Source organism: Acidovorax sp. NCPPB 3576 (assembly GCF_028473605.1).
In the GTDB taxonomy this organism is placed as follows: domain Bacteria; phylum Pseudomonadota; class Gammaproteobacteria; order Burkholderiales; family Burkholderiaceae_C; genus Paracidovorax.
The window spans coordinates 3523695-3542343 of sequence record NZ_CP097267.1 but is presented as its reverse complement, the minus strand read 5'-3'; the positions used below and the strand labels follow the sequence as shown (position 1 = coordinate 3542343).

Annotated in this window: 14 protein-coding genes; 9 read left to right on the top strand and 5 right to left on the bottom strand. The window is 66.7% G+C overall.

What is annotated here, in order from left to right:
• Window positions 1-162: 162 nt before the first annotated feature.
• The 5 genes from M5C98_RS16295 to M5C98_RS16275 all read left to right on the top strand — a co-directional run bounded on the left by M5C98_RS16295 (window position 163) and on the right by M5C98_RS16275 (window position 10549).
• Window positions 163-1578 carry an efflux RND transporter periplasmic adaptor subunit gene (locus tag M5C98_RS16295; protein ID WP_272548490.1) on the top strand — a complete coding sequence of 472 codons (1416 nt, stop codon included), beginning with the start codon at window positions 163-165 and terminating at the stop codon, window positions 1576-1578.
• A gap of 19 nt (window positions 1579-1597) precedes the next feature.
• Window positions 1598-4720: an efflux RND transporter permease subunit gene (locus tag M5C98_RS16290; protein WP_272548489.1), complete on the top strand. Its 3123-nt coding sequence runs from the start codon at window positions 1598-1600 to the stop codon at window positions 4718-4720.
• On the top strand, window positions 4717-7920 hold the full coding sequence (locus tag M5C98_RS16285) for an efflux RND transporter permease subunit (protein ID WP_272548487.1): 3204 nt from the start codon (window positions 4717-4719) through the stop codon (window positions 7918-7920). Before M5C98_RS16290 ends, M5C98_RS16285 begins: the two co-directional genes overlap by 4 nt.
• Entirely contained in the window at window positions 7917-9362 is a 1446-nt protein-coding gene (locus M5C98_RS16280) for an efflux transporter outer membrane subunit (RefSeq protein WP_272548486.1), read from the top strand. Before M5C98_RS16285 ends, M5C98_RS16280 begins: the two co-directional genes overlap by 4 nt.
• Before the next feature lie 179 nt (window positions 9363-9541).
• Window positions 9542-10549: a LysR substrate-binding domain-containing protein gene (locus tag M5C98_RS16275; protein ID WP_272548485.1), complete on the top strand. Its 1008-nt coding sequence runs from the start codon at window positions 9542-9544 to the stop codon at window positions 10547-10549.
• 31 nt (window positions 10550-10580) lie between these two features.
• Here the strand turns inward: M5C98_RS16275 and map are convergent, their stop codons facing one another.
• The gene (map, locus tag M5C98_RS16270; protein WP_272548484.1) at window positions 10581-11372 is read right to left on the bottom strand and encodes a type I methionyl aminopeptidase; all 792 of its coding nucleotides are present in this window, start codon (window positions 11370-11372) and stop codon (window positions 10581-10583) included.
• Complete coding sequence (locus M5C98_RS16265; RefSeq protein WP_272548483.1) at window positions 11372-11626, bottom strand: ParD-like family protein; 255 nt, start codon at window positions 11624-11626, stop codon at window positions 11372-11374. Before M5C98_RS16265 ends, map begins: the two co-directional genes overlap by 1 nt.
• Before the next feature lie 438 nt (window positions 11627-12064).
• On the opposite strand from M5C98_RS16265, the gene M5C98_RS16260 reads away from it, so the two are divergent.
• Together M5C98_RS16260 and M5C98_RS16255 are read left to right on the top strand one after the other, a co-directional pair.
• Window positions 12065-13252 carry a GGDEF domain-containing protein gene (locus tag M5C98_RS16260; RefSeq protein ID WP_272548482.1) on the top strand — a complete coding sequence of 396 codons (1188 nt, stop codon included), beginning with the start codon at window positions 12065-12067 and terminating at the stop codon, window positions 13250-13252.
• Window positions 13253-13342: 90 nt separating this feature from the next.
• On the top strand, window positions 13343-14281 hold the full coding sequence (locus tag M5C98_RS16255; protein WP_272548480.1) for a LysR family transcriptional regulator: 939 nt from the start codon (window positions 13343-13345) through the stop codon (window positions 14279-14281).
• 36 nt (window positions 14282-14317) lie between these two features.
• Here the strand turns inward: M5C98_RS16255 and M5C98_RS16250 are convergent, their stop codons facing one another.
• Genes M5C98_RS16250 through M5C98_RS16240 form a run of 3 tightly spaced genes read right to left on the bottom strand, consistent with a single transcriptional unit; the run spans window position 14318 to window position 16057 of the window.
• Window positions 14318-14701, bottom strand: coding sequence for a nuclear transport factor 2 family protein (locus M5C98_RS16250; RefSeq protein ID WP_272548479.1), 384 nt, complete (start codon window positions 14699-14701; stop codon window positions 14318-14320).
• A gap of 15 nt (window positions 14702-14716) precedes the next feature.
• Window positions 14717-15616: an amino acid ABC transporter substrate-binding protein gene (locus M5C98_RS16245; RefSeq protein WP_272548478.1), complete on the bottom strand. Its 900-nt coding sequence runs from the start codon at window positions 15614-15616 to the stop codon at window positions 14717-14719.
• A 9-nt stretch (window positions 15617-15625) separates the two neighbouring features.
• Complete coding sequence (locus tag M5C98_RS16240) at window positions 15626-16057, bottom strand: VOC family protein (protein ID WP_272548477.1); 432 nt, start codon at window positions 16055-16057, stop codon at window positions 15626-15628.
• A 202-nt stretch (window positions 16058-16259) separates the two neighbouring features.
• On the opposite strand from M5C98_RS16240, the gene M5C98_RS16235 reads away from it, so the two are divergent.
• On the top strand, window positions 16260-17084 hold the full coding sequence (locus M5C98_RS16235; protein WP_272548476.1) for an undecaprenyl-diphosphate phosphatase: 825 nt from the start codon (window positions 16260-16262) through the stop codon (window positions 17082-17084).
• A 194-nt stretch (window positions 17085-17278) separates the two neighbouring features.
• Window positions 17279-18610, top strand: a complete 1332-nt coding sequence (locus M5C98_RS16230) for a diguanylate cyclase domain-containing protein (RefSeq protein WP_272548475.1) — start codon at window positions 17279-17281, stop codon at window positions 18608-18610.
• The last annotated feature ends 39 nt before the right edge of the window (window positions 18611-18649 follow it).

The window sequence follows — 18649 nt, the reverse complement described above, 5'->3', positions numbered from 1 at the left end:
GACGCGCGGCGCGAACTGGCCCATCGGGCGACAGGTTTACCTTTCTTCGCACAGCAGCCAGACAATCGGTACGCAGAGCCCCTACGATTCGGCGTGCCCCGTTCTGCCCTGCCGGCAGCCCGGGACGGACCTTTTCCGCTAGACGCCACGCCAGCCATTTCCATGAATCCACACCCACACGACGCGCCCGTTCCCAACCCGCCGCCTTCCGGTCACCGGCCGCCGTCGCGGCGATCGCGCTGGCTCGGCACGCTGCTGATGCTGGCCGTGGTGGCAGTGCTGGGCGGCGGCGCCTGGTATCTGGTGCAGCGCAGCACCGCGCCCACGGGCGCGGCGCGGGGCGCCGGTGGTCCGGCGGGGCCTGGCGGACCCGGGGGGCCGGGCGGGCCCGGTTTCGGCGGCGGCGGGCGGGCCATGGTCACGGTGGGCGAGGCCACGGCACGGCAGGCGTTGCTTCCGGTGGTCATCGATGCGCTGGGCACGGTCACGCCGGTCACCACGGTCACCCTGCGCCCTCAGGTCTCGGGCGTGCTCACCCAGGTTCTGTTCACCGAAGGGCAGATGGTCAAGAAGGGCCAGGTGCTCGCGCAGATCGACCCGCGGCCCTACGAGCAGGCGCTGATGCAGGCGCAGGGCACGCGCCAGCGCGACGAGGCGCAGCTGGACAACGCCCGCATCACCCTGGAGCGCTACCGCACGCTGCTGTCGCAGGACTCGATCGCGCGCCAGGACGTGGACACGCAGGCCGCGCTGGTCAAGCAGCTGCAGGGCACGGTGATGACCGACCTCGCCCAGGAAAAGACCGCGCGCCTGAACCTCGATTACACCCGCGTCACCTCGCCCGCCACGGGCCGCATCGGCCTGCGCACGGTGGATGCCGGCAACTACGTGAGCGCCGGCGAGGCCACGGGCATCGCCACCATCACGCAGATGACGCCGATCGACGTGCAGTTCTCGGTGCCGCAGGACCGCGTGACCGATGTGCAGGCCTCGCAGCAGGGCGCGCAGCCGCTGGCCGTGACGGCCTTCGACCGCACCCGCACCACCGAGGTGGGCAAGGGGCAGTTCTCCACGCTGGACAACCTGGTGGACACCACCACGGGCACGGTCAAGGCCAAGGCCCGTTTCGAGAACGCCAACGGCGCGCTGTTTCCCAACCAGTTCGTGAACGTGCAGCTGCTGCTGCGCGAGGTGCCGGCCGTGGTGGTGCCGGTGACGGCGGTGCGCACGGGCGCCAACGGCGACTTCGTCTATGTCATCAACGAAGACCGCACGGTGTCGCTGCGCAAGGTCAAGCGCGGCCAGGCGACGGTGGGACTGATGGCCGTCACCGAGGGCCTGAAGGCCGGCGAGCGCGTGGTGACCGAAGGCGGCGACCGCTTGAAGGACGGTGCCACGGTGCAGTTGCAGGGCGCGCGCGGCCCGGCCTCGGCGGCCAGCGGTGCCGCCGGTGCCCAGCCGCGCCGCGCACGGGCCTCGGGCTCCCGTGGCGAAGGCCGCGGGCCGGAGGGCGAGCGCCGCCAGCGCCCGCCGCAGGAGGGTGCTCAGCCCGGGGCCCCCGCCCCGCAGACCCCTTGATGACCGCCCGGCCCCACCCATGAGTCCGTCGCGTCCGTTCATCGAAAGACCCGTCGCCACTGCGCTGCTGATGGTGGCCATCGTGCTTGCCGGCCTGGTCGGCTTCAAGCTGCTGCCGCTGTCGGCGCTGCCGGAGGTGGACTACCCCACCATCCAGGTGCAGACCCTGTACCCCGGGGCCAGCCCCGAGGTCATGAGCCGCACCGTGAGTGCGCCGCTGGAGCGCCAGTTCGGGCAGATGCCGGGGCTGGCGCGCATGTCGTCCACCAGCGCCTCGGGCGTGTCCATCGTCACGCTGCAGTTCGGCCTGGGGCTGGCGCTCGACGTGGCCGAGCAGGAGGTGCAGGCCGCCATCAACGCCGGATCGTCGCTGCTGCCCACCGACCTGCCCGCGCCGCCGGTGTACGCCAAGGTGAACCCGGCCGATGCGCCGGTGCTCACCCTGGCCATCAGCTCTGACACCCTGCCGCTCACCGAGGTGCAGAACCTCGTGAACACGCGCCTGGCGCAGAAGATGAGCCAGGTGCCCGGCGTAGGCCTGGTCAGCCTGGCCGGCGGGCAGCGGCCGGCCGTGCGCATCCAGGCCGATGCCAAGGCGCTGGCCTCGTACGGCATCGGGCTCGACACCCTGCGCACGGCCATCACCTCGGCCAACGCCAACAGCGCCAAGGGCAGCTTTGACGGGCCGCAGCGTTCCTACAGCATCAACGCCAACGACCAGCTGGTGACGGTGGACGACTACAAGAACCTCATCGTCACCTGGAAGAACGGCGCCCCCGTGCGCATGACCGACGTGGCCCGCGTGGTGGACAGCGCCGAGAACAACCGCCTGGGCGCCTGGGCGAACGAAACCCCCGCCATCATCCTGAACGTGCAGCGCCAGCCGGGCGCCAACGTGATCGCCACGGTGGACAACATCAAGAAGCAGCTGCCCGAGCTGCAGGCCGGGCTGCCCGCGTCGCTCAAGGTGGAGGTGCTGTCGGACCGCACCACCGGCATCCGCGCATCGGTGCACCATGTGGAGATGGAGCTGGTGCTGGCCGTGCTGATGGTGGTGCTGGTGATCTTCTTTTTCCTGCACAGCCTGCGCGCCACGGTGATCGCCAGCCTGGCGGTGCCGATCTCGCTCATCGGCACCTGCGGCGTGATGTACCTGCTGGGCTACAGCCTGAACAACCTGAGCCTGATGGCGCTCACCATCGCCACCGGCTTCGTGGTGGACGATGCCATCGTGATGATCGAGAACATCGCCCGATACATCGAGGAGGGCGAGCCGCCGTTCCAGGCCGCGCTCAAGGGTGCCACGCAGATCGGCTTCACCATCATCTCGCTCACCGTGTCGCTGATCGCGGTGCTGATTCCGCTGCTGTTCATGAGCGACGTGGTGGGGCGGCTGTTCCGCGAGTTCGCCGTCACGCTGGCGCTCACCATCCTGATCTCGGCCGTGGTGTCGCTCACGCTCGTGCCCATGATGTCGGCCCGCTGGCTTAAACCCGAGCCGCCGCACGGCGAGCGGCGCGGCTTTGGCGGCGCGGTGCAGCGCGGCTTCGACCGCGTGATCGCGCGCTACGACATCTGGCTGCAGTGGGTGCTGCGCCGCCAGGGCGCCACGCTGGTGGTGGCGCTGCTGACCATGGCGCTCACGGCGCTGCTGTACGTGGTGATTCCGAAGGGGCTCTTTCCCACGCAGGACACGGGCCAGCTGCAGGCGCGCGTGGAGGCCTCGCAGGACGTGTCGTACGCCCGCATGAGCGAGCTGCAGCAGGCCGCGGCCCGCGCCATCCTGGCGGACCCGGACGTGCAGTCGCTCAGCTCCTTCATCGGGGTGGACGCCGCCAACAACACCATGCTGAACGCCGGGCGCATGCTGATCAACCTGAAGGCCGACCGCGACGGGCAGGAGGCCGTCATGCAGCGCCTGCGCGACCGCGTGCGCGCCGTGGCCGGCGTGACGCTGTACCTGCAGCCCACGCAGGACCTGACCATCGACGCCGAGACCGGGCCCACCGAGTACCGCCTGTCGATCGGCGGGGTGGATTCGGCGCAGGTCAACGAATGGACGAACCAACTGGTGGAGCGCCTGCGCACGGTGCCCCAGGTGCGCAACGCCACGTCGGACGCGGGCGCGCAGGGCCTGTCGGCCTACGTGGACATCGACCGCAACACGGCCTCGCGCCTGTCGGTCACGGCCAGTTCGGTGGACGACACGCTCTACAGCGCGTTCGGCCAACGCATCGTCTCCACCATCTTCACCGAGACCAACCAGTACCGCGTGATCCTGGAGGCGCAGCAGGAGCACCTCGACAGCCCCGAGGCGCTGGGCACCCTGCAGCTGCGCACGGGCGGCGGCACGCCCACGCCGCTGTCCGCCGTGGCCACCATCCGCGAGCAGCTCGCGCCGCTGCAGGTCACCCGCGTGGCGCAGTACCCGGCCGCCACGCTGGGCTTCGACCGGGCCGAGGGAGTGTCGCTGGGCAACGCGGTCGATGCCATCCGCGCGGCGGCGCAGGAGATCGGCGTACCGGCGGGGCTGTCGATGCAGTTCCTGGGGGCGGCGGGGGCCTACGAAAAGTCGCTGTCCAGCCAGCTGTGGCTCATCCTCGCGGCCATGGTGTGCGTGTACATCGTGCTGGGCGTGCTGTATGAAAGCTACATCCACCCGCTGACCATCCTGTCCACGCTGCCCTCGGCCGGCGTGGGCGCCTTGCTGATGCTCATGGTGACGGGCAACGACCTGGGGGTGATCGGCATCATCGGCATCATTTTGCTGATCGGCATCGTCAAGAAGAACGCGATCATGATGATCGACTTCGCCATCGACGCCGAGCGCCAGCAGGGCATGGCCCCGCAAGAGGCCATCCACCAGGCCGCGCTGCTGCGCTTTCGCCCCATCCTGATGACCACGCTGGCCGCGCTGTTCGCCGCGCTGCCGCTCATGCTGGGCTGGGGCGAGGGGGCCGAGCTGCGCCGGCCGCTGGGCCTGGCCATCTTCGGCGGGCTGGTGCTGAGCCAGATGCTCACGCTGTTCACCACGCCGGTGATCTACCTGGCCTTCGACCGGCTGGGCCGCCGCTGGACGGGCCGGGGCACGGCCGCCGCCCCCGCGCAGTCCGGCGCCGCGCCCTCCGGGCCCACGCCATGAACCTGTCGCGCCCCTTCGTCGAGCGCCCGGTCGCCACCGTGCTGCTGACCATCGGCATGGCGCTGGCCGGCATCGCCGCGTTCTTCGTGCTGCCGGTGGCGCCGCTGCCGCAGGTGGACTACCCGGCCATCTCGGTGTCGGCCAGCCTCGCGGGCGCCAGCCCCGAGACCATGGCCACCAGCGTGGCCACGCCGCTGGAGCGCCGGCTGGGCGTGATCGCGGGGGTGAACGAGATGACCTCCAGCAGCTCGACCGGCTCGGCCCGCGTGAGCCTGCAGTTCGACCTGAGCCGCAACATCGACAGCGCCGCGCGCGAGGTGCAGGCGGCCATCAACGCATCGCGCGTGGACCTGCCGGCCACGCTGCGCAGCAACCCCACCTACCGCAAGCGCAATCCGGCGGATGCGCCCGTCATCATCCTCACGCTGACCTCCAAGACGCGCACGCCGGGCGAGATCTACGACGCGGTCTCCAACGTGGTGAGCCAGCGCATCTCGCAGGTGGCAGGCGTGGGCGAGGTCGAGATCGGCGGCGGCTCGCTGCCCGCGGTGCGCGTGGAGCTGCTGCCGTTCGCGCTCAACCGCTATGGCATCAGCACCGAGGACGTGCGCGCGGCCATCCAGGCCTCCAACGCCAACCGCCCCAAGGGCGCCATCGAAGGCGACGGCAAGCGCCTGCAGATCTACACCCCGTCGCCCTCGCGCAAGGCGTCCGACTACGCCTCGCTGGTGATCGCCTGGCGCAACAACGCTGCCGTGCGCCTGGGCGACGTGGCGCGCGTGGTCGATGGCGTGGAGAACACGCGCACGCTGGGCCTGTTCAATGGCGACCCGGCCATCATCGTGCTCATCACGCGCCAGCCGGGCGCCAACATCATCGAAACGGTGGACGGCGTGCGCGCGCTGCTGCCCGACCTGCAGGCCCAGCTGCCGCAGGACATCCAGGTGTCGGTGGCGTCGGACAGCACCAACTCCATCCGCTCGTCGCTGCGCGAGATCGAGTTCACGCTCATGGTCTCCATCGCGCTGGTGGTGCTGGTGGTGGGCCTGTTCCTGCGCAAGGCGCGCGCCACGGTCATTCCGGCGGTGGCCACGGTGGTGTCGCTGCTGGGCACCTTCGGCATCATGTATTTCCTGGGTTTCAGCCTGAACAACCTGAGCCTGATGGCCCTCACGGTGGCCACCGGCTTCGTGGTGGACGACGCCATCGTGGTACTGGAGAACACCAGCCGGCACATCGAGGCCGGCATGGACCGCATGGCCGCGGCGCTGCTGGGCGCGCGCGAGGTCGGTTTCACGGTGCTGTCGATCAGCCTGTCGCTGGTGGCGGTGTTCATCCCGCTGCTGTTCATGGACGGGCAGGTGGGGCGGCTCTTTCGCGAATTCGCGGTCACGCTGTCGGTGGCGGTGGCGATCTCGCTGGTGATCTCGCTCACCACCACGCCCATGATGTGCGCGTGGCTGCTGCGCTCGGAAGACCCCGCCCAGGCCAAGCCCCCCGGCCGCTTCGCGCGCTGGGCCGAGCGGGGCTACGACGGCATGCTGCGCGGCTATGCCCACAGCCTGGACTGGGCGCTGGCGAGCAAGGCGCTGGTCATGCTGGTGCTGCTGGCGGTGATCGGGCTCAACGTGTACCTGTTCACCAAGATTCCCAAGGGCTACTTTCCGCAGCAGGACAACGGTCAGCTCAACGGCGGCTTGCGGGCCGACCAGAGCATCTCCTCCGACGCGCTGGCGCGCAAGCTGCGCCAGGCGGTGGGCATCATCCGCAACGATCCGGCGGTGGACACGGTGGTGGGCTTTTCCGGCGGCGGGCGGGCGGGCGGGGGCTTTCTGTTCGTGAACCTGAAGCCCGTGGGCGAGCGCGCCGACAGCAGCAACGCCGTGATCGGGCGCCTGCGGCCTCAGCTGGCGCAGATCACCGGCCTGCAGGTGTTCCTGAGCCCGGTCCAGGACCTGCGCATGGGCGGGCGCTCCAGCAATTCGACCTACCAGTACACCCTCAAGAGCGACAACCTGGCCGACATGCGGGTGTGGGCCACGCGCCTGGCCGAGCGCCTGAAGCAGGAAGAGCTGCTGACCGACGTGGACACCGACCAAGCCGACAACGGCGTGGAGACCTATGTCGAGGTGGACCGTGCCAGTGCCTCGCGCCTGGGCGTGAGCGCCTCGGCCATCGACAGCGCGCTCTACAACGCCTTCGGCCAGCGCTCGGTGGCGACCATCTACGGCGAGCTGAACCAGTACTCCGTCATCATGGAGTGGGCGCCGGAATACACCAAGGGCCCGCCGGCGCTGGCCGACATCTTCGTGGCCTCCAACCCGACCGGGGCCACCGGCACGGCCGCCAATCCGGGCCAGCGCGGCGCCTCCACGGGGCAGGTGCTGAGCAACACGGCATCGACCATGGTCCCGTTGAGCGCCATCGCCAAGGTGGTGGAGCGGGCCTCGCCCACCTCCATCAACCACCAGGACGGCGAACTGGCCACGACGATCTCGTTCAATCTGGACGGGAACACCTCGCTGAGCCAGGCGCGGCAGGTCATCGAGCAGGCGGAGGCCGACATCGCCATGCCCACCAACGTGCGCGGCAGCTTCCAGGGCACGGCACTCGGGTTCCAGCAATCGCAGTCGCAGCAGTTCTTCCTGATCCTGGCGGCCATCGTGGTGATCTACATTGTGCTGGGCGTGCTGTACGAAAGCCTGATCCATCCCATCACCGTGCTGACCACCTTGCCCTCGGCCGGCGTGGGGGCGGTGCTGGCGCTGCTGCTGTTCAACATGCAGTTCACCATCATTGCGCTCATCGGCGTGTTCCTCCTGATCGGCATCGTGAAGAAGAACGCCATCCTCATCATCGACTTCGCGCTGGAGGCCGAGCGCGCCCGGGGCCTGTCGGCGTTGGAAGCGGTGCGCGAGGCCTGCATGCTGCGCTTTCGTCCCATCCTGATGACCACGCTGGCGGCCGCGCTGGGCGCACTGCCGCTGGCCATCGGCTTCGGGCAGGGCTCCGAGCTGCGGCAGCCGCTGGGCGTGGCCATCATCGGCGGACTGATTGCCAGCCAGCTGCTGACCTTGCTCACCACCCCGGTGGTCTATGTGCTGCTGGACAAGCTGCGCCGCCGCTCCGCCAACGAACACCAACTGAGCCGCGCGGCCCCGCCTGCGGGTGCGGCGCCGGCTCCACTGCACCAACCATGAAACCCGCTTTTCCCTCCCTTGTCGCCTGGGCACCCCGCGCCGTGCGCGTGGCCTGCCTGGGCGCGCTGCTGCCCTTGGTCGCCTGCTCGGTGGCACCCGTGTACCAGCGCCCCGAACTGCCCCTGCCCACCGCCTTCAAGGAAGCGGGGGCACTGTGGCAGCCCGCCGCGCCCGCCGATGCGATCGACCGTGGCGATTGGTGGACGCTGTTCCAGGACGACGACCTGAACCGCCTCGCCTCGCAGGTGCAACTGTCCAACCAGAACATCGCGGCCGCCGTGGCGGCCTACGCCCAGGCGCAGGCGCTGGTGCGCGAGCAGCGCGCCGGCCTGCTGCCTTCGGTCAGCCTGTCGGGCAGCGGCTCGCGCGCGGGCGGCGAGGGCTCCAGCCGCCGCGGCACCACCACCCAGGCTGCCTTGGGCGCGGACTGGGCGCCCGACCTGTGGGGGCGGCTGGGCGGCGCGGTGGACAACGCCAGCGCCAATGCCCAGGCCAGCGAGGCCGATCTGGCCTCGGCCCGGCTGTCCGCCGTGGGATCGCTGGTGTCGGCCTATTTCCAGCTGCGCGAAGCCGATGCCGAGATCGACCTGCTGCAGGCCACCGTGCAAGGCTACGAACGCAGCCTGCAGATCGCCCAGAACCGCTACTCCGCCGGCGTGGTGGCCAACTCCGACGTGCTGCAGGCCCGCACCCAGCTGGCCAACGCGCGCGCGGACCTCGCCACGATGCAGCAAAACCGCGCCCGCTATGAACACGCCATCGCCGTGCTGACGGGCGTGGCACCGGCCTCGTTCACGCTGCCACCCGCGCCCTGGAACATGCGGGCCCCCGAGGTGCCGGCCGGCATTCCTTCGACCCTGCTGCAGCGCCGCCCCGACATCGCCGCAGCCGAGCGCGCGGTGGCCGCGGCCAATGCGCAGATCGGCGTGCAGCGATCGGCCTATTACCCCAGCCTGAGCCTCACGGCCTCGCTGGGCCGCAGCGGCACCAGCGTGGGCGATCTGTTCAGCGCTTCCGGCGCGCTGTGGTCGCTGGGGCTGTCGGTGGCGCAGACGGTGTTCGATGGCGGCGCCATCGCCGCCCGGGTGGAAGGGGCCGAGGCCGCCCGCGACGCCCGCGCAGCGACCTACCGCCAGACGGTGCTGACCGCCTTCCAGGACGTGGAGGACCAGCTCACCGTGCTGCGCACGCTGCAGGCGCAGGAGCCTTTGCGCCAGGAAGCCGTGTCGGCCGCCAACCTCACCGAGCAGCAGCTACTGAACCGCTACCGCGAGGGCCAGGTGAGCTACACCGAGGTGGTGACCGCGCAGGTCACCGCGCTGTCGGCCCGGCGCGCGCTGCTGCAACTGCAGGTGAACCGGCAATTGGCGGCCGCCACGCTGGTGCAGGCGCTGGGGGGCGGGTGGCAGGCACCGTGGGAGGGCCCGGCAGGCGCACCGTGAGCCAGCCCAAGGTCGGTCGGCCCGGGTGGCGCGGCCGGGGGGCGAGGCACCCGCTTTGCCGAGGGACACCCCTGGTCCTGGCGCAGGCAATGGCGCTGTGGTCGAATCGGCGCACTATTTGCTTCATCGCTCGGTGCCACACCGTGCCATGAAGTCGTGGCATCCTTTCGCTCCAGACAATGACGCTCACCGAACTCAAGTACATCGTCGCCCTTGCACAGGAAAAGCGCTTCAGTCGCGCCGCCAGCCTGTGCAATGTGTCCCAACCGTCGCTGTCGATGGCCATCAAGAAGCTGGAAGATGAGCTGGAGCTCAAGCTGTTCGAGCGCACGGCGGGAAAGGTATCGGTCACCCCGGTGGGCGAGGAGATCGTCTATGAAGCCCGGCGAATCCTGGAGCATGCGGACACCATCCAGAAAATCGCCCAGCGCGGCAAGGACCCTCTGGCCGGTACGGTCAGGATCGGCGTGTCCTTTACCGTGGGCCCGTATCTGCTGCCCGAGCTGGTGCACCACTCCAAGTCCCGCACGCCGCAGATGGAACTGATCCTCAAGGGCAGCTTCACGGAGCGGCTGATCGAAATGCTGGGCACCGGGGAGATCGATTGCGCCATCATGGCGGAGCCTTTTCGTTCCACCGGGCTGGCCAAGGCGGCGCTCTACGACGAGCCCCTCGTTGCCGCGGTGCCTGCCTCGCACGCCTTGGCCGGGCGCGAAAGCATCTCCACCACGGAATTGCAGGGGGAGACGCTCCTGCTGCTGGAGGCAGACCAAAGCCTGCGCGAGCACCTGGAGGCGCTGGACCCCGATGCCGGTCCTTCCCTGGGCGATGCCGAAGGGGTAAGCCATACCTTCGAGGGCTACTCGCTGGAGACCATCAAGCACATGGTGTCCCGGGGCATGGGCATCACGCTCGTGCCGCGTCTATCGGTGCCGCATGACCAGATGCACCCCGGCTACAAGCGGCGCAAGGAGGACGAGCCCACGGCGCAGCTCAGCGAAAAACGCCGCCGCAACGACGACCGCCAGATCCGCTACCTGCCGATCCAGCAAGAGACAGGCCTGCCACCGCCCGTGCGCCGGATCGTGCTGGCATGGCGCAGGAGCTTCCCTCGCTACGAGGTCATTGCGGCGCTGCGCAACGCTATCTACGCGTGTGAGTTGCCGGGTGTGACCCTGATTCATTAGGTGGCGAAGTGCATGCCCTCGGGCCGAGGGCTCACACCGGCGGGTAGGTGCCCGTGCCATCGGGCCAGGTCGTCAGCACGTCATATCCCTCGGGGGTCACCGCCACCATGTGCTCCCATTGGGCGGACAGGGACCGGTCTTTCGTCACCACCGTCCATCCATCGGCCAGTTGCCGGGTGTCGTGCTTGCCGGCGTTGAGCATCGGCTCGATGGTGAACACCATTCCCGCCTCCAGCCTGAGCCCTTCGCCGCGCCGGCCGTAGTGCAGCACTTGCAGGTCTTCGTGATAGACCTGGCCGATGCCGTGTCCGCAGTACTCGCGCACCACGCTGAAATGCTCCCGCTGGGCGACCGACTGAATGGCATGGCCGATGTCGCCCAGCGTCGCCCCGGGCCTGACTTGCCGGATTGCGGCGCGCAGGGCTTCGTAGGTCGTCTCCACCAGGCGCCGCGCCAGGGTGCTGGGCGTGCCGACGAAATACATGCGGCTGGTGTCGCCGAACCAGCCGTCCTTGATGACCGCGACATCGATGTTGACGATGTCGCCGTTCTTCAAAATCCTGTCGGGCGAGGGGATGCCGTGGCACACCACCTGGTTGACGGAGGTGAGGATGGTCTTGGGATAGCCCTGATACCCCACGTTGGCCGGAGTGGCGCCCTGGACATTCACGATGTGGTCGTGGCAGATGCGGTCGAGCGCCTCGGTACTCACACCGGGTACGACATGGGGGGCCACGATGGCGAGAACCTCCGCGGCCAGCTGCCCGGCCTGCCGCGCCATTTCGATCTGCTCGGCCGATTTGATGATGATGTCCCGGGCCATCAGTGTTTGCCGGGTACGGAAGCGGGGGGCTTGCCGGGCAGGGAGGTGGCTACCGCCGAGATGTCGAGGCCGCCTGCGAGTTCGGCGCGTATCAGCAATTGGCAGATTTCCCGGTGGTTCAATTCCGGATACAGCTCGGTGAGCATTCCGACCCGCATCCAATGCTCGGCTTGCGCATTGATCGACCGGCTCAGGGCATTGCCTGCGACCCGCAGGTTCTCGTGCATCAGATCCGAAATTTTGACGATACCCATCGGTTGCCTTTATATGAAACGTATATGAATTATATGCGTATCGTATAGCGTGCATGCAGGTCTTGCGGATTGTGTCGCTCACGCGATGAAACGTTGGAGGGGGCGTCTGCCTATAAGCTGCGGTGAACGTGGCGCCGCATGTGTTGAAAGCGGCGCCGTCAGGGGCAACGGCATTGCGGGCTTGTACGCGACGCCTTTTTCAAACCATTCACGCCATCCATTTTCAAAACTGACGATGGAAAGGGCCTATCTATTGCTCTTCGACTATTGTCCGAATTGAACCGATATGTAATATTGGCAATGAATTTTTGCTTATCAGTGGTCATAGCGCGGGCATCGGTTCGATCGTAAGGAAACACTTCCATGGGTTTTAGGGATGTATGGGACGCATTGCGTGCCCGACGGCGTATGCGCTTTGAAAATACCGATGCGTTTCCAATGAGCGAAGAGTTGCACGAACTCGACGCATCCACGCATGCCCCCCATTCGGAATTGGGGGTGGCCCTGCTGATGCGGCGGCGGCTGGACCGTCCGCGCACGCGCATGGTGCCCATCCTGCTGTGCTTGCTGTATCTGGCCTGTGTGCTGGGTTATTTTGCGTTGGGCGTCGTGGATTTTTCCACCGTGCTCGTGGTCGCCGGGCTCATCACGCTGCTGGTGGTCGCCTTCATGGGCCTTTTCTATTTCGGCGTCCATGAACATTTCCATGATCGCCAAATGCGGCTGCCGATCGTGATCGGCTCGGCGGGGGCGTTGCTGCTGGTCTTTTATCTGGAGCCGGTCACCCAGATTGCCCTGGCGCCGTTTTTGTTCGTGGTGATGGCCTATGGCTTGTTCACGCTGTCGCGCAACATGGCGCTGTCGGTATGCGTCGGCATCCTCGTCGTCTATGGACTGATCAGCGGCCTGCACTATGCCCAGAACGAGAATGCCGCTTTGCTGCGCCTGGAGGTGCTGCATATCGTGTCGCTGGCCTTCGCATTACCTGCGTATGTGTTGTTGATGGGGCGTGTGCGCATGCTTCACCGGCTGCTTCAAAAGAAAAGCAGCGAGGTGCGCTCCATTACCGAAAGCGCGCGGCGCGACGCCTTGGCTGGGTGCCTGAATCGCAGGTCCGTTCTGGCGGCCCTCGAAGAGCAAAAGCAACTGGCGGATGAAAGCGGCATTCCGCTTTGCATGGCCGTGGTGGACCTGGATCACTTCAAGCGGATCAACGATGAAATGGGCCACCTGGAAGGGGACGAAGTGCTTCGCACCTTTGCCAAGCTGGGGCAGGGCGCCGTGCGCGCCGACGATTACTTCGGACGGTATGGTGGCGAAGAGTTCCTGGTGATCTTTCCCGCCACGCCTTTGCTGCCTGCGCTGAACACCTGCGAACGCATCCGCGTGCAAGTGGAGTCGCACGAATGGGGAAACCCACGGCTTCATGGGCGGGTGACGGTGTCGATCGGCGTCACCCAATACGTGCTGGGCGAAACCGCCCTCGAATTCTTCGCGCGCGCCGATGCAGCGATGTACATGGCCAAGCAAGGTGGGCGAAACCAGGTCGTGGTGCAGGAGCCGGTGGGGGCCGGAAGCGCGGTGAATGACGAGGAGGCGCAGGTGCCGGAGCACGGCTACTTCTAATGGTCATTCATTCCTTCGGCCCGTTTATCCGAGCAACTTGAAAATCGGGGTAGCCTTCGGATTTCCATCGATTTCTGAGATGCTCCGGCGATGATCGCCGAACTCAAGACACTCATCGCCGTGTGCCGATACGGAACCTTCGCTTCGGCGGGGGAGCAGATCGGACTGACCCAGTCGGCCGTCAGCAGCCAGATCAAGCGGCTCGAGGACGCTTTGGGATTTCCCCTGTTCGACAGGACCGGCCGCTCCGCGACGCTGAACGCGGCCGGACAAACGACCGTCGAGCGTGCAGAGGTCATCTGCGCCCTGTTTTCAAAGCTCGGTGATCCGCCCGATGAAAGCGCCACCCAGGGTGTGCTGCGCATCGGTGCCATTGCGTCGGCGCAGCCGACGCTCGTGGCGCGTGCGCTGGAAGGGCTCAGGCGCCTGTTTCCGCTGGTCCGCGTGCACGTCTCGCCCGGCGTTTCCATGCGGTTGATGGACGATCTCGACGCGGGAAAAATCGACGCCGCGGTGATGATCCGCCCGCCTTTCGGCATGCCCTCCGACATGGCGTGGCAAGCGCTTGCCCACGAGCCCTTCGTCCTCGTCGTTCCCAGGGAGGGGACGGCCCGCAAGAATTGGCGCACCTTGATCCAGGAGCGGCCATTTCTTCGCTACGACCGGTCTTCGTTCGGTGGCCGCATGGTCGAGGGCTTCTTGCGGCGCCAGGGGCTGGTGGTCAATGAGGCCATCGAACAGGATGAGATCCCCGGACTCATCCATCTCGCATCGAAAGGCGTGGGCGTCGCGGTGGTTCCGCTGGTGGAAGCCCATCTGCCTCTGCCCGATGGGGTGCGCGTGATCTCGCTGCAGGAGCACACCTTCTATCGGGAGATCGGGTTGCTCCAGCGTCGGGCCCAGACCAGTTCGCCGATCGTTGCCCAATTCTCGCGGTGCTTGGCGGAGGCTGCGCAGACCGGCCGCGTCAAAGCGCCCGCGCGCAGCAAGGCGCAAGCCCAGGCGCCCCGACGTCCCCCAGCCCCTTAGCGCAAAGGCGGTGGTCGCTCGGGCTCCCTGGCGACCTCACCCGAACTGGTGGTAAACCTTCGCGATGACTTTCCAATCGCCCCCGATCTTGATGAGCGTGAGATAGTCGTTGTAGTCGGCACCGATGGCATCCTTTTCCATATCGACCCGGATCACGGCCGTGGTGGGAGTGATTGCCAGAATGTCCAAGCGGGCCTCGATCTCCGGGGCCTTCCCGTTCTTGCGCACGAAGTCGAACAGGTTGGCGACCGGGCCTGCGAGCAGTTCGCCATCGGTGAAGCCGTACATCACCGCGTTCTGGTGAAAGGCCTCGGCAACGGTATCGACGCTGCCGATCCGCAGGCCATCGATGTACTTTTGTGCGACTGCCGCGACGGCGTGATAGTCGCTGGTCGGAACCGATTTGGTGTTTTGGGTCATAGGGTGTTCACGCATTCAGCGCGCCTCGTACTCTTCCATGGGTTTGTCGTTGGGGTGGGCCCAGGCGGCCTGGGTCATTTCGGTCGCAGGCAGCCCGACGATGGCGTTCTGCGGAGGGATCGGTTTCATGAACCATTTGTCATAGAGGCGCGCCACTTCGCCGCTCCTGGCGAGCGCCGCGATGCTTTGGTCGATTACCTTCTTGAACGCCGGATCCCCCTTGGGCAGCATGATGGCGATGGGCTCGGTGCTCAGAACCTGGTCCAGCAGCTTGTATTGCCCGGGGTTTTTGCTCTTGGAGATCAGCGTTGCAAGAATCTGCCCATCCGCCGCGAAACCGTCGGCCCGCCCGGTCTCCAGCAGCAGGAACCCTTCGCTGTTGTCCTTGGCCAGGAGTTCCGACGCGTCGCTCTTGAGCTTTCGCAGGACCTGAACCGAGGTGCTGCCCGAGGTGGCTGCGATCGTCTTGCCGGCCAACTGCGCCGTGGACTGGATGGCGGAGCCCGACTTGACTGCGATGCGGACACCCTCGACATAGAGCGTCGGGGCGAAGGCCACGTCTTTCTGGCGTGCGAGGTTGTTGGTCGTGGTGCCGCATTCGAGGTCCACCGTTCCGTTTTGAACGAGTGCAATGCGGTTCTGTGGCGTCACCAGCTGGTACTTCACCTCCAGCCGATCGAGTTGCAGGGCCTTCTTGACATCCGCAATGGCGCGTTCGCAAATTTCCACATGAAAGCCGGTGTATTTGCCCGGCCCCGTCGTGAACGACATGGCGCCGGATGCGTCACGAACGCCCATCGTGACCGTCGCCGACTCCCTGATCTTTTTCAGGGTGTCGGTTTCCGCGGATGCCGAAGCTGCAAGAGCCATGAGCACTGCGGCCACGCCAGCGCTGTTGATGAAGTAGGGGTTCATCGCGCGTTCTCACTTGGCGAAGAGAGAACCCAGGTCCGCGAAAGCCTTCATCTCGATGGCATTGCCCGAGGGATCGAGGAAGAACATGGTTGCCTGCTCGCCCGGTTCGCCCTTGAACCGGATGTACGGCTCGATGACGAATTTTGTTTGCAGTGCCACCAGTCTGTCTGCCAGCGCCTGCCATGTGTCCATGGGCAGGATGGCGCCGAAATGCCGAACGGGCACGTCATGGCCGTCAACGGCGCTGCTCGCCTTGTGGCCGCATTCCTCGGGGGCCAGGTGCGCGACGATCTGGTGCCCGTAGAAATCGAAATCGACCCACTCGGGTGCGCTGCGGCCTTCAGGGCAACCCAGAAGCTGACCGTAGAACGCGCGGGCTTCCTCGATGTCGCGGACGGGAAAGGCAAGATGGAAAGGAATGCGTGCAGGGGTGTTTGTCATGGCGTCGTGGTGGTGTGGAAGTTCGACATGGCCAGACTTTAAAAAACAAAACCCATAACCGAAAACGATATATCTTCTTGCTAAGCCCCATTTTTATTGATGCTCGCGCCAAGCGAGGCTCGCATGCGTTCCGGTGGGGCGCGGGCTGTCCACCGCCTTCGCCGCGCACCGATAATCCCGCCTGTCATTTCAAGGAGCGCCAGTGGACGTCGTATTGTTGGTCAAGGCCGCCATCATGGGAGTGGTCGAGGGCCTGACCGAGTTTCTTCCCATCTCTTCCACCGGGCATCTGATCCTGGCGGGTTCATTGCTCGGGTTCGACGATGCCAAGGCCAAGGTCTTCGACATCGCCATCCAGACCGGGGCGATCTTCGCGGTGATTCTGGTTTATTGGCAGAAGATTCGGGCCACCGTGGTGGCGCTGCCTACGCAGCGCCAGGCGCGGCGATTGGCGCTCAATGTGATCATCGGATTTCTGCCCGCCGTGGTGCTGGCGCTGATCTTCGGCAAGCTCATCAAGGAGCACCTGTTCACGCCCGTGGTGGTGGCCAGCACCTTCATCCTGGGCGGCTTCGTCATCTTGTGGGCCGAACGCCGCTCGCCCCGCGCGGTGCGTGTGCACGATGTGGACGACATGACCCCGCTCGACGCGCTCAAGGTGGGGCTGGCACAGTGCCTGGCCATGGTGCCCGGCACGAGCCGCAGCGGCGCCACGATCATCGGCGGCATGCTGCTGGGGCTGTCTCGCAAGGCGGCCACCGACTTCTCGTTCTTCCTGGCCATCCCGACGCTGATCGGCGCGGGGATGTACAGCCTCTACAAGGAGCGGCACTTGCTGTCCATGGCCGACGTGCCCCTGTTCGCGGTCGGGCTGGTGTTTTCGTTCATCAGTGCCTGGCTGTGCGTGCGGTGGCTGCTGCGCTACATCAGCACGCACAGTTTCGTGCCGTTTGCCTACTACCGCATCGGCTTCGGCATCGTGGTGCTGTTGACGGCCTGGACCGGATGGGTCACCTGGGCCGATTGACGAGCAGGCAGGAGCAGGGGGCCCTTGGCTGTCGCCCGCCAGGCCGCCGAGGCATTGGTAACAGAAAGTGATAAGCTGCCCCGCGCAAGCCGGAAAGCCGGAAAGCCGGGGCACCGCGGCACCGGCAGCCGCTCAAGAGCCCCGCAACCCGCTTGCCCACGCCGCCAACGAAAACAGTCAAAGGTTCCCACCGTATGACGCCAAACGAGCTGCCGGGATTTCGCGCGCTGCCCGCGTCGGGGGCGGCTGCCGAGTTTTCAGCCGAAGAGATGCTAGGGCTGCTCACGCGCAGCGTAGGCGCCACCGTGGCGGCGATCAACCGGCAACAGCGCGTCGTGTACGTGAACGACGAATATGCCCGCTGGTTCGGTGCCCCGGCCTCGGAGCTGGTCGGCAAGACGCTGCTGGAGCTCTACGGCGACTACAACCATTCGCGCTTCATGCCGTTCGTGGAGCGCGTGCTGCGCGGCGAGCGCCTGAACTACCAGCGCCTCGTGCACAACCCCGAAGGCTTCGAGGAGTGGCGCACCATTTGCCTGGCACCCTGGCGCAACGCCCAGGGCGAGATCGACGGTTTCGTGACCACCGCACTGGACGTGCATGAGCTGCAGGTGACCATGAACGCCCTGCGCGCGGCCAACCAGCGGTTGTCCTCGCACATGGACAACAGCCCGCTGGCCGTGCTGGAGATGGACCATGAGCTGCGGCTGCTGCACTGCTCGCGCCGCGCCATTCAGCTGATGGGCTGGGAAGACGTGGTGCAGATCGAGGCCCGGTCACTGCTGGCGCTGCCGGGCACGGCGGCCATGGACGAACACCTCGCGCAGGCTCTTGCCAGCCTGCAGTCCGGCCGCGAATCGCAGAACCGCGTGGAAACCTGCTTTCTGCGCGGCGACGGGACCGAGATCCACTGCGAATGGTTCAACTCCGCGCTCACCGATGCGGAAGGCCGTGTCACATCGATCATGTCGCTGGTGCAGGACGTCTCCTCCAAGATCGAAATCTCGCGCCAGCAGCAGTATCTGGCCAACCACGACTCGCTGACCGGCCTTTACAACCGCTCGGCCTTCCATCGCCGCTGCGAGCGGTCGCTGGAGGCGGCTCGGCACCAGGCCGGCACGGTGGCACTGCTCTTCATCGACCTGGACGGCTTCAAAAGGATCAACGACGAGCAGGGCCACAAGGTGGGCGACGAGGTGCTGCGGCTCGTGGCCAAGCGCCTTGGCAACGTGGTGCGCGCGCAGGACACGGTGGCCCGCCTCGGGGGCGACGAGTTCCTGGTGATGCTGGACACCGATGTGGACCATGGCGCTCCCAGCAGCCTGGGCCACCGCATCATCGATGCGCTGGGCCAGCCCATGCGGGTGGAGGGCTGCGACGTGCGCGTGGGCGCGAGCGTCGGCGTGGCGACCTATCCCCCCATCGAGGGCGACATCGAGATACTCATGGGCCGGGCGGACCAGGCCATGTACGCCGCCAAGCGCGCGGGTTCGGGCTGCGTGCGATACGCCAACGCGTCCGATTGAACGGTTCGAAGGGGGCGCCGGCACGGGCCGCCCGCTGCC

Coding starts and splice junctions, on each gene's coding strand:
- M5C98_RS16295 (WP_272548490.1), top strand. CDS start 163: ATGAATCCACACCCACACGACGCGCCCGTTCCCAACCCGCCGCCTTCC.
- M5C98_RS16290 (WP_272548489.1), top strand. CDS start 1,598: ATGAGTCCGTCGCGTCCGTTCATCGAAAGACCCGTCGCCACTGCGCTG.
- M5C98_RS16285 (WP_272548487.1), top strand. CDS start 4,717: ATGAACCTGTCGCGCCCCTTCGTCGAGCGCCCGGTCGCCACCGTGCTG.
- M5C98_RS16280 (WP_272548486.1), top strand. CDS start 7,917: ATGAAACCCGCTTTTCCCTCCCTTGTCGCCTGGGCACCCCGCGCCGTG.
- M5C98_RS16275 (WP_272548485.1), top strand. CDS start 9,542: ATGACGCTCACCGAACTCAAGTACATCGTCGCCCTTGCACAGGAAAAG.
- map (WP_272548484.1), bottom strand. CDS start 11,372: ATGGCCCGGGACATCATCATCAAATCGGCCGAGCAGATCGAAATGGCG.
- M5C98_RS16265 (WP_272548483.1), bottom strand. CDS start 11,626: ATGGGTATCGTCAAAATTTCGGATCTGATGCACGAGAACCTGCGGGTC.
- M5C98_RS16260 (WP_272548482.1), top strand. CDS start 12,065: ATGAGCGAAGAGTTGCACGAACTCGACGCATCCACGCATGCCCCCCAT.
- M5C98_RS16255 (WP_272548480.1), top strand. CDS start 13,343: ATGATCGCCGAACTCAAGACACTCATCGCCGTGTGCCGATACGGAACC.
- M5C98_RS16250 (WP_272548479.1), bottom strand. CDS start 14,701: ATGACCCAAAACACCAAATCGGTTCCGACCAGCGACTATCACGCCGTC.
- M5C98_RS16245 (WP_272548478.1), bottom strand. CDS start 15,616: ATGAACCCCTACTTCATCAACAGCGCTGGCGTGGCCGCAGTGCTCATG.
- M5C98_RS16240 (WP_272548477.1), bottom strand. CDS start 16,057: ATGACAAACACCCCTGCACGCATTCCTTTCCATCTTGCCTTTCCCGTC.
- M5C98_RS16230 (WP_272548475.1), top strand. CDS start 17,279: ATGACGCCAAACGAGCTGCCGGGATTTCGCGCGCTGCCCGCGTCGGGG.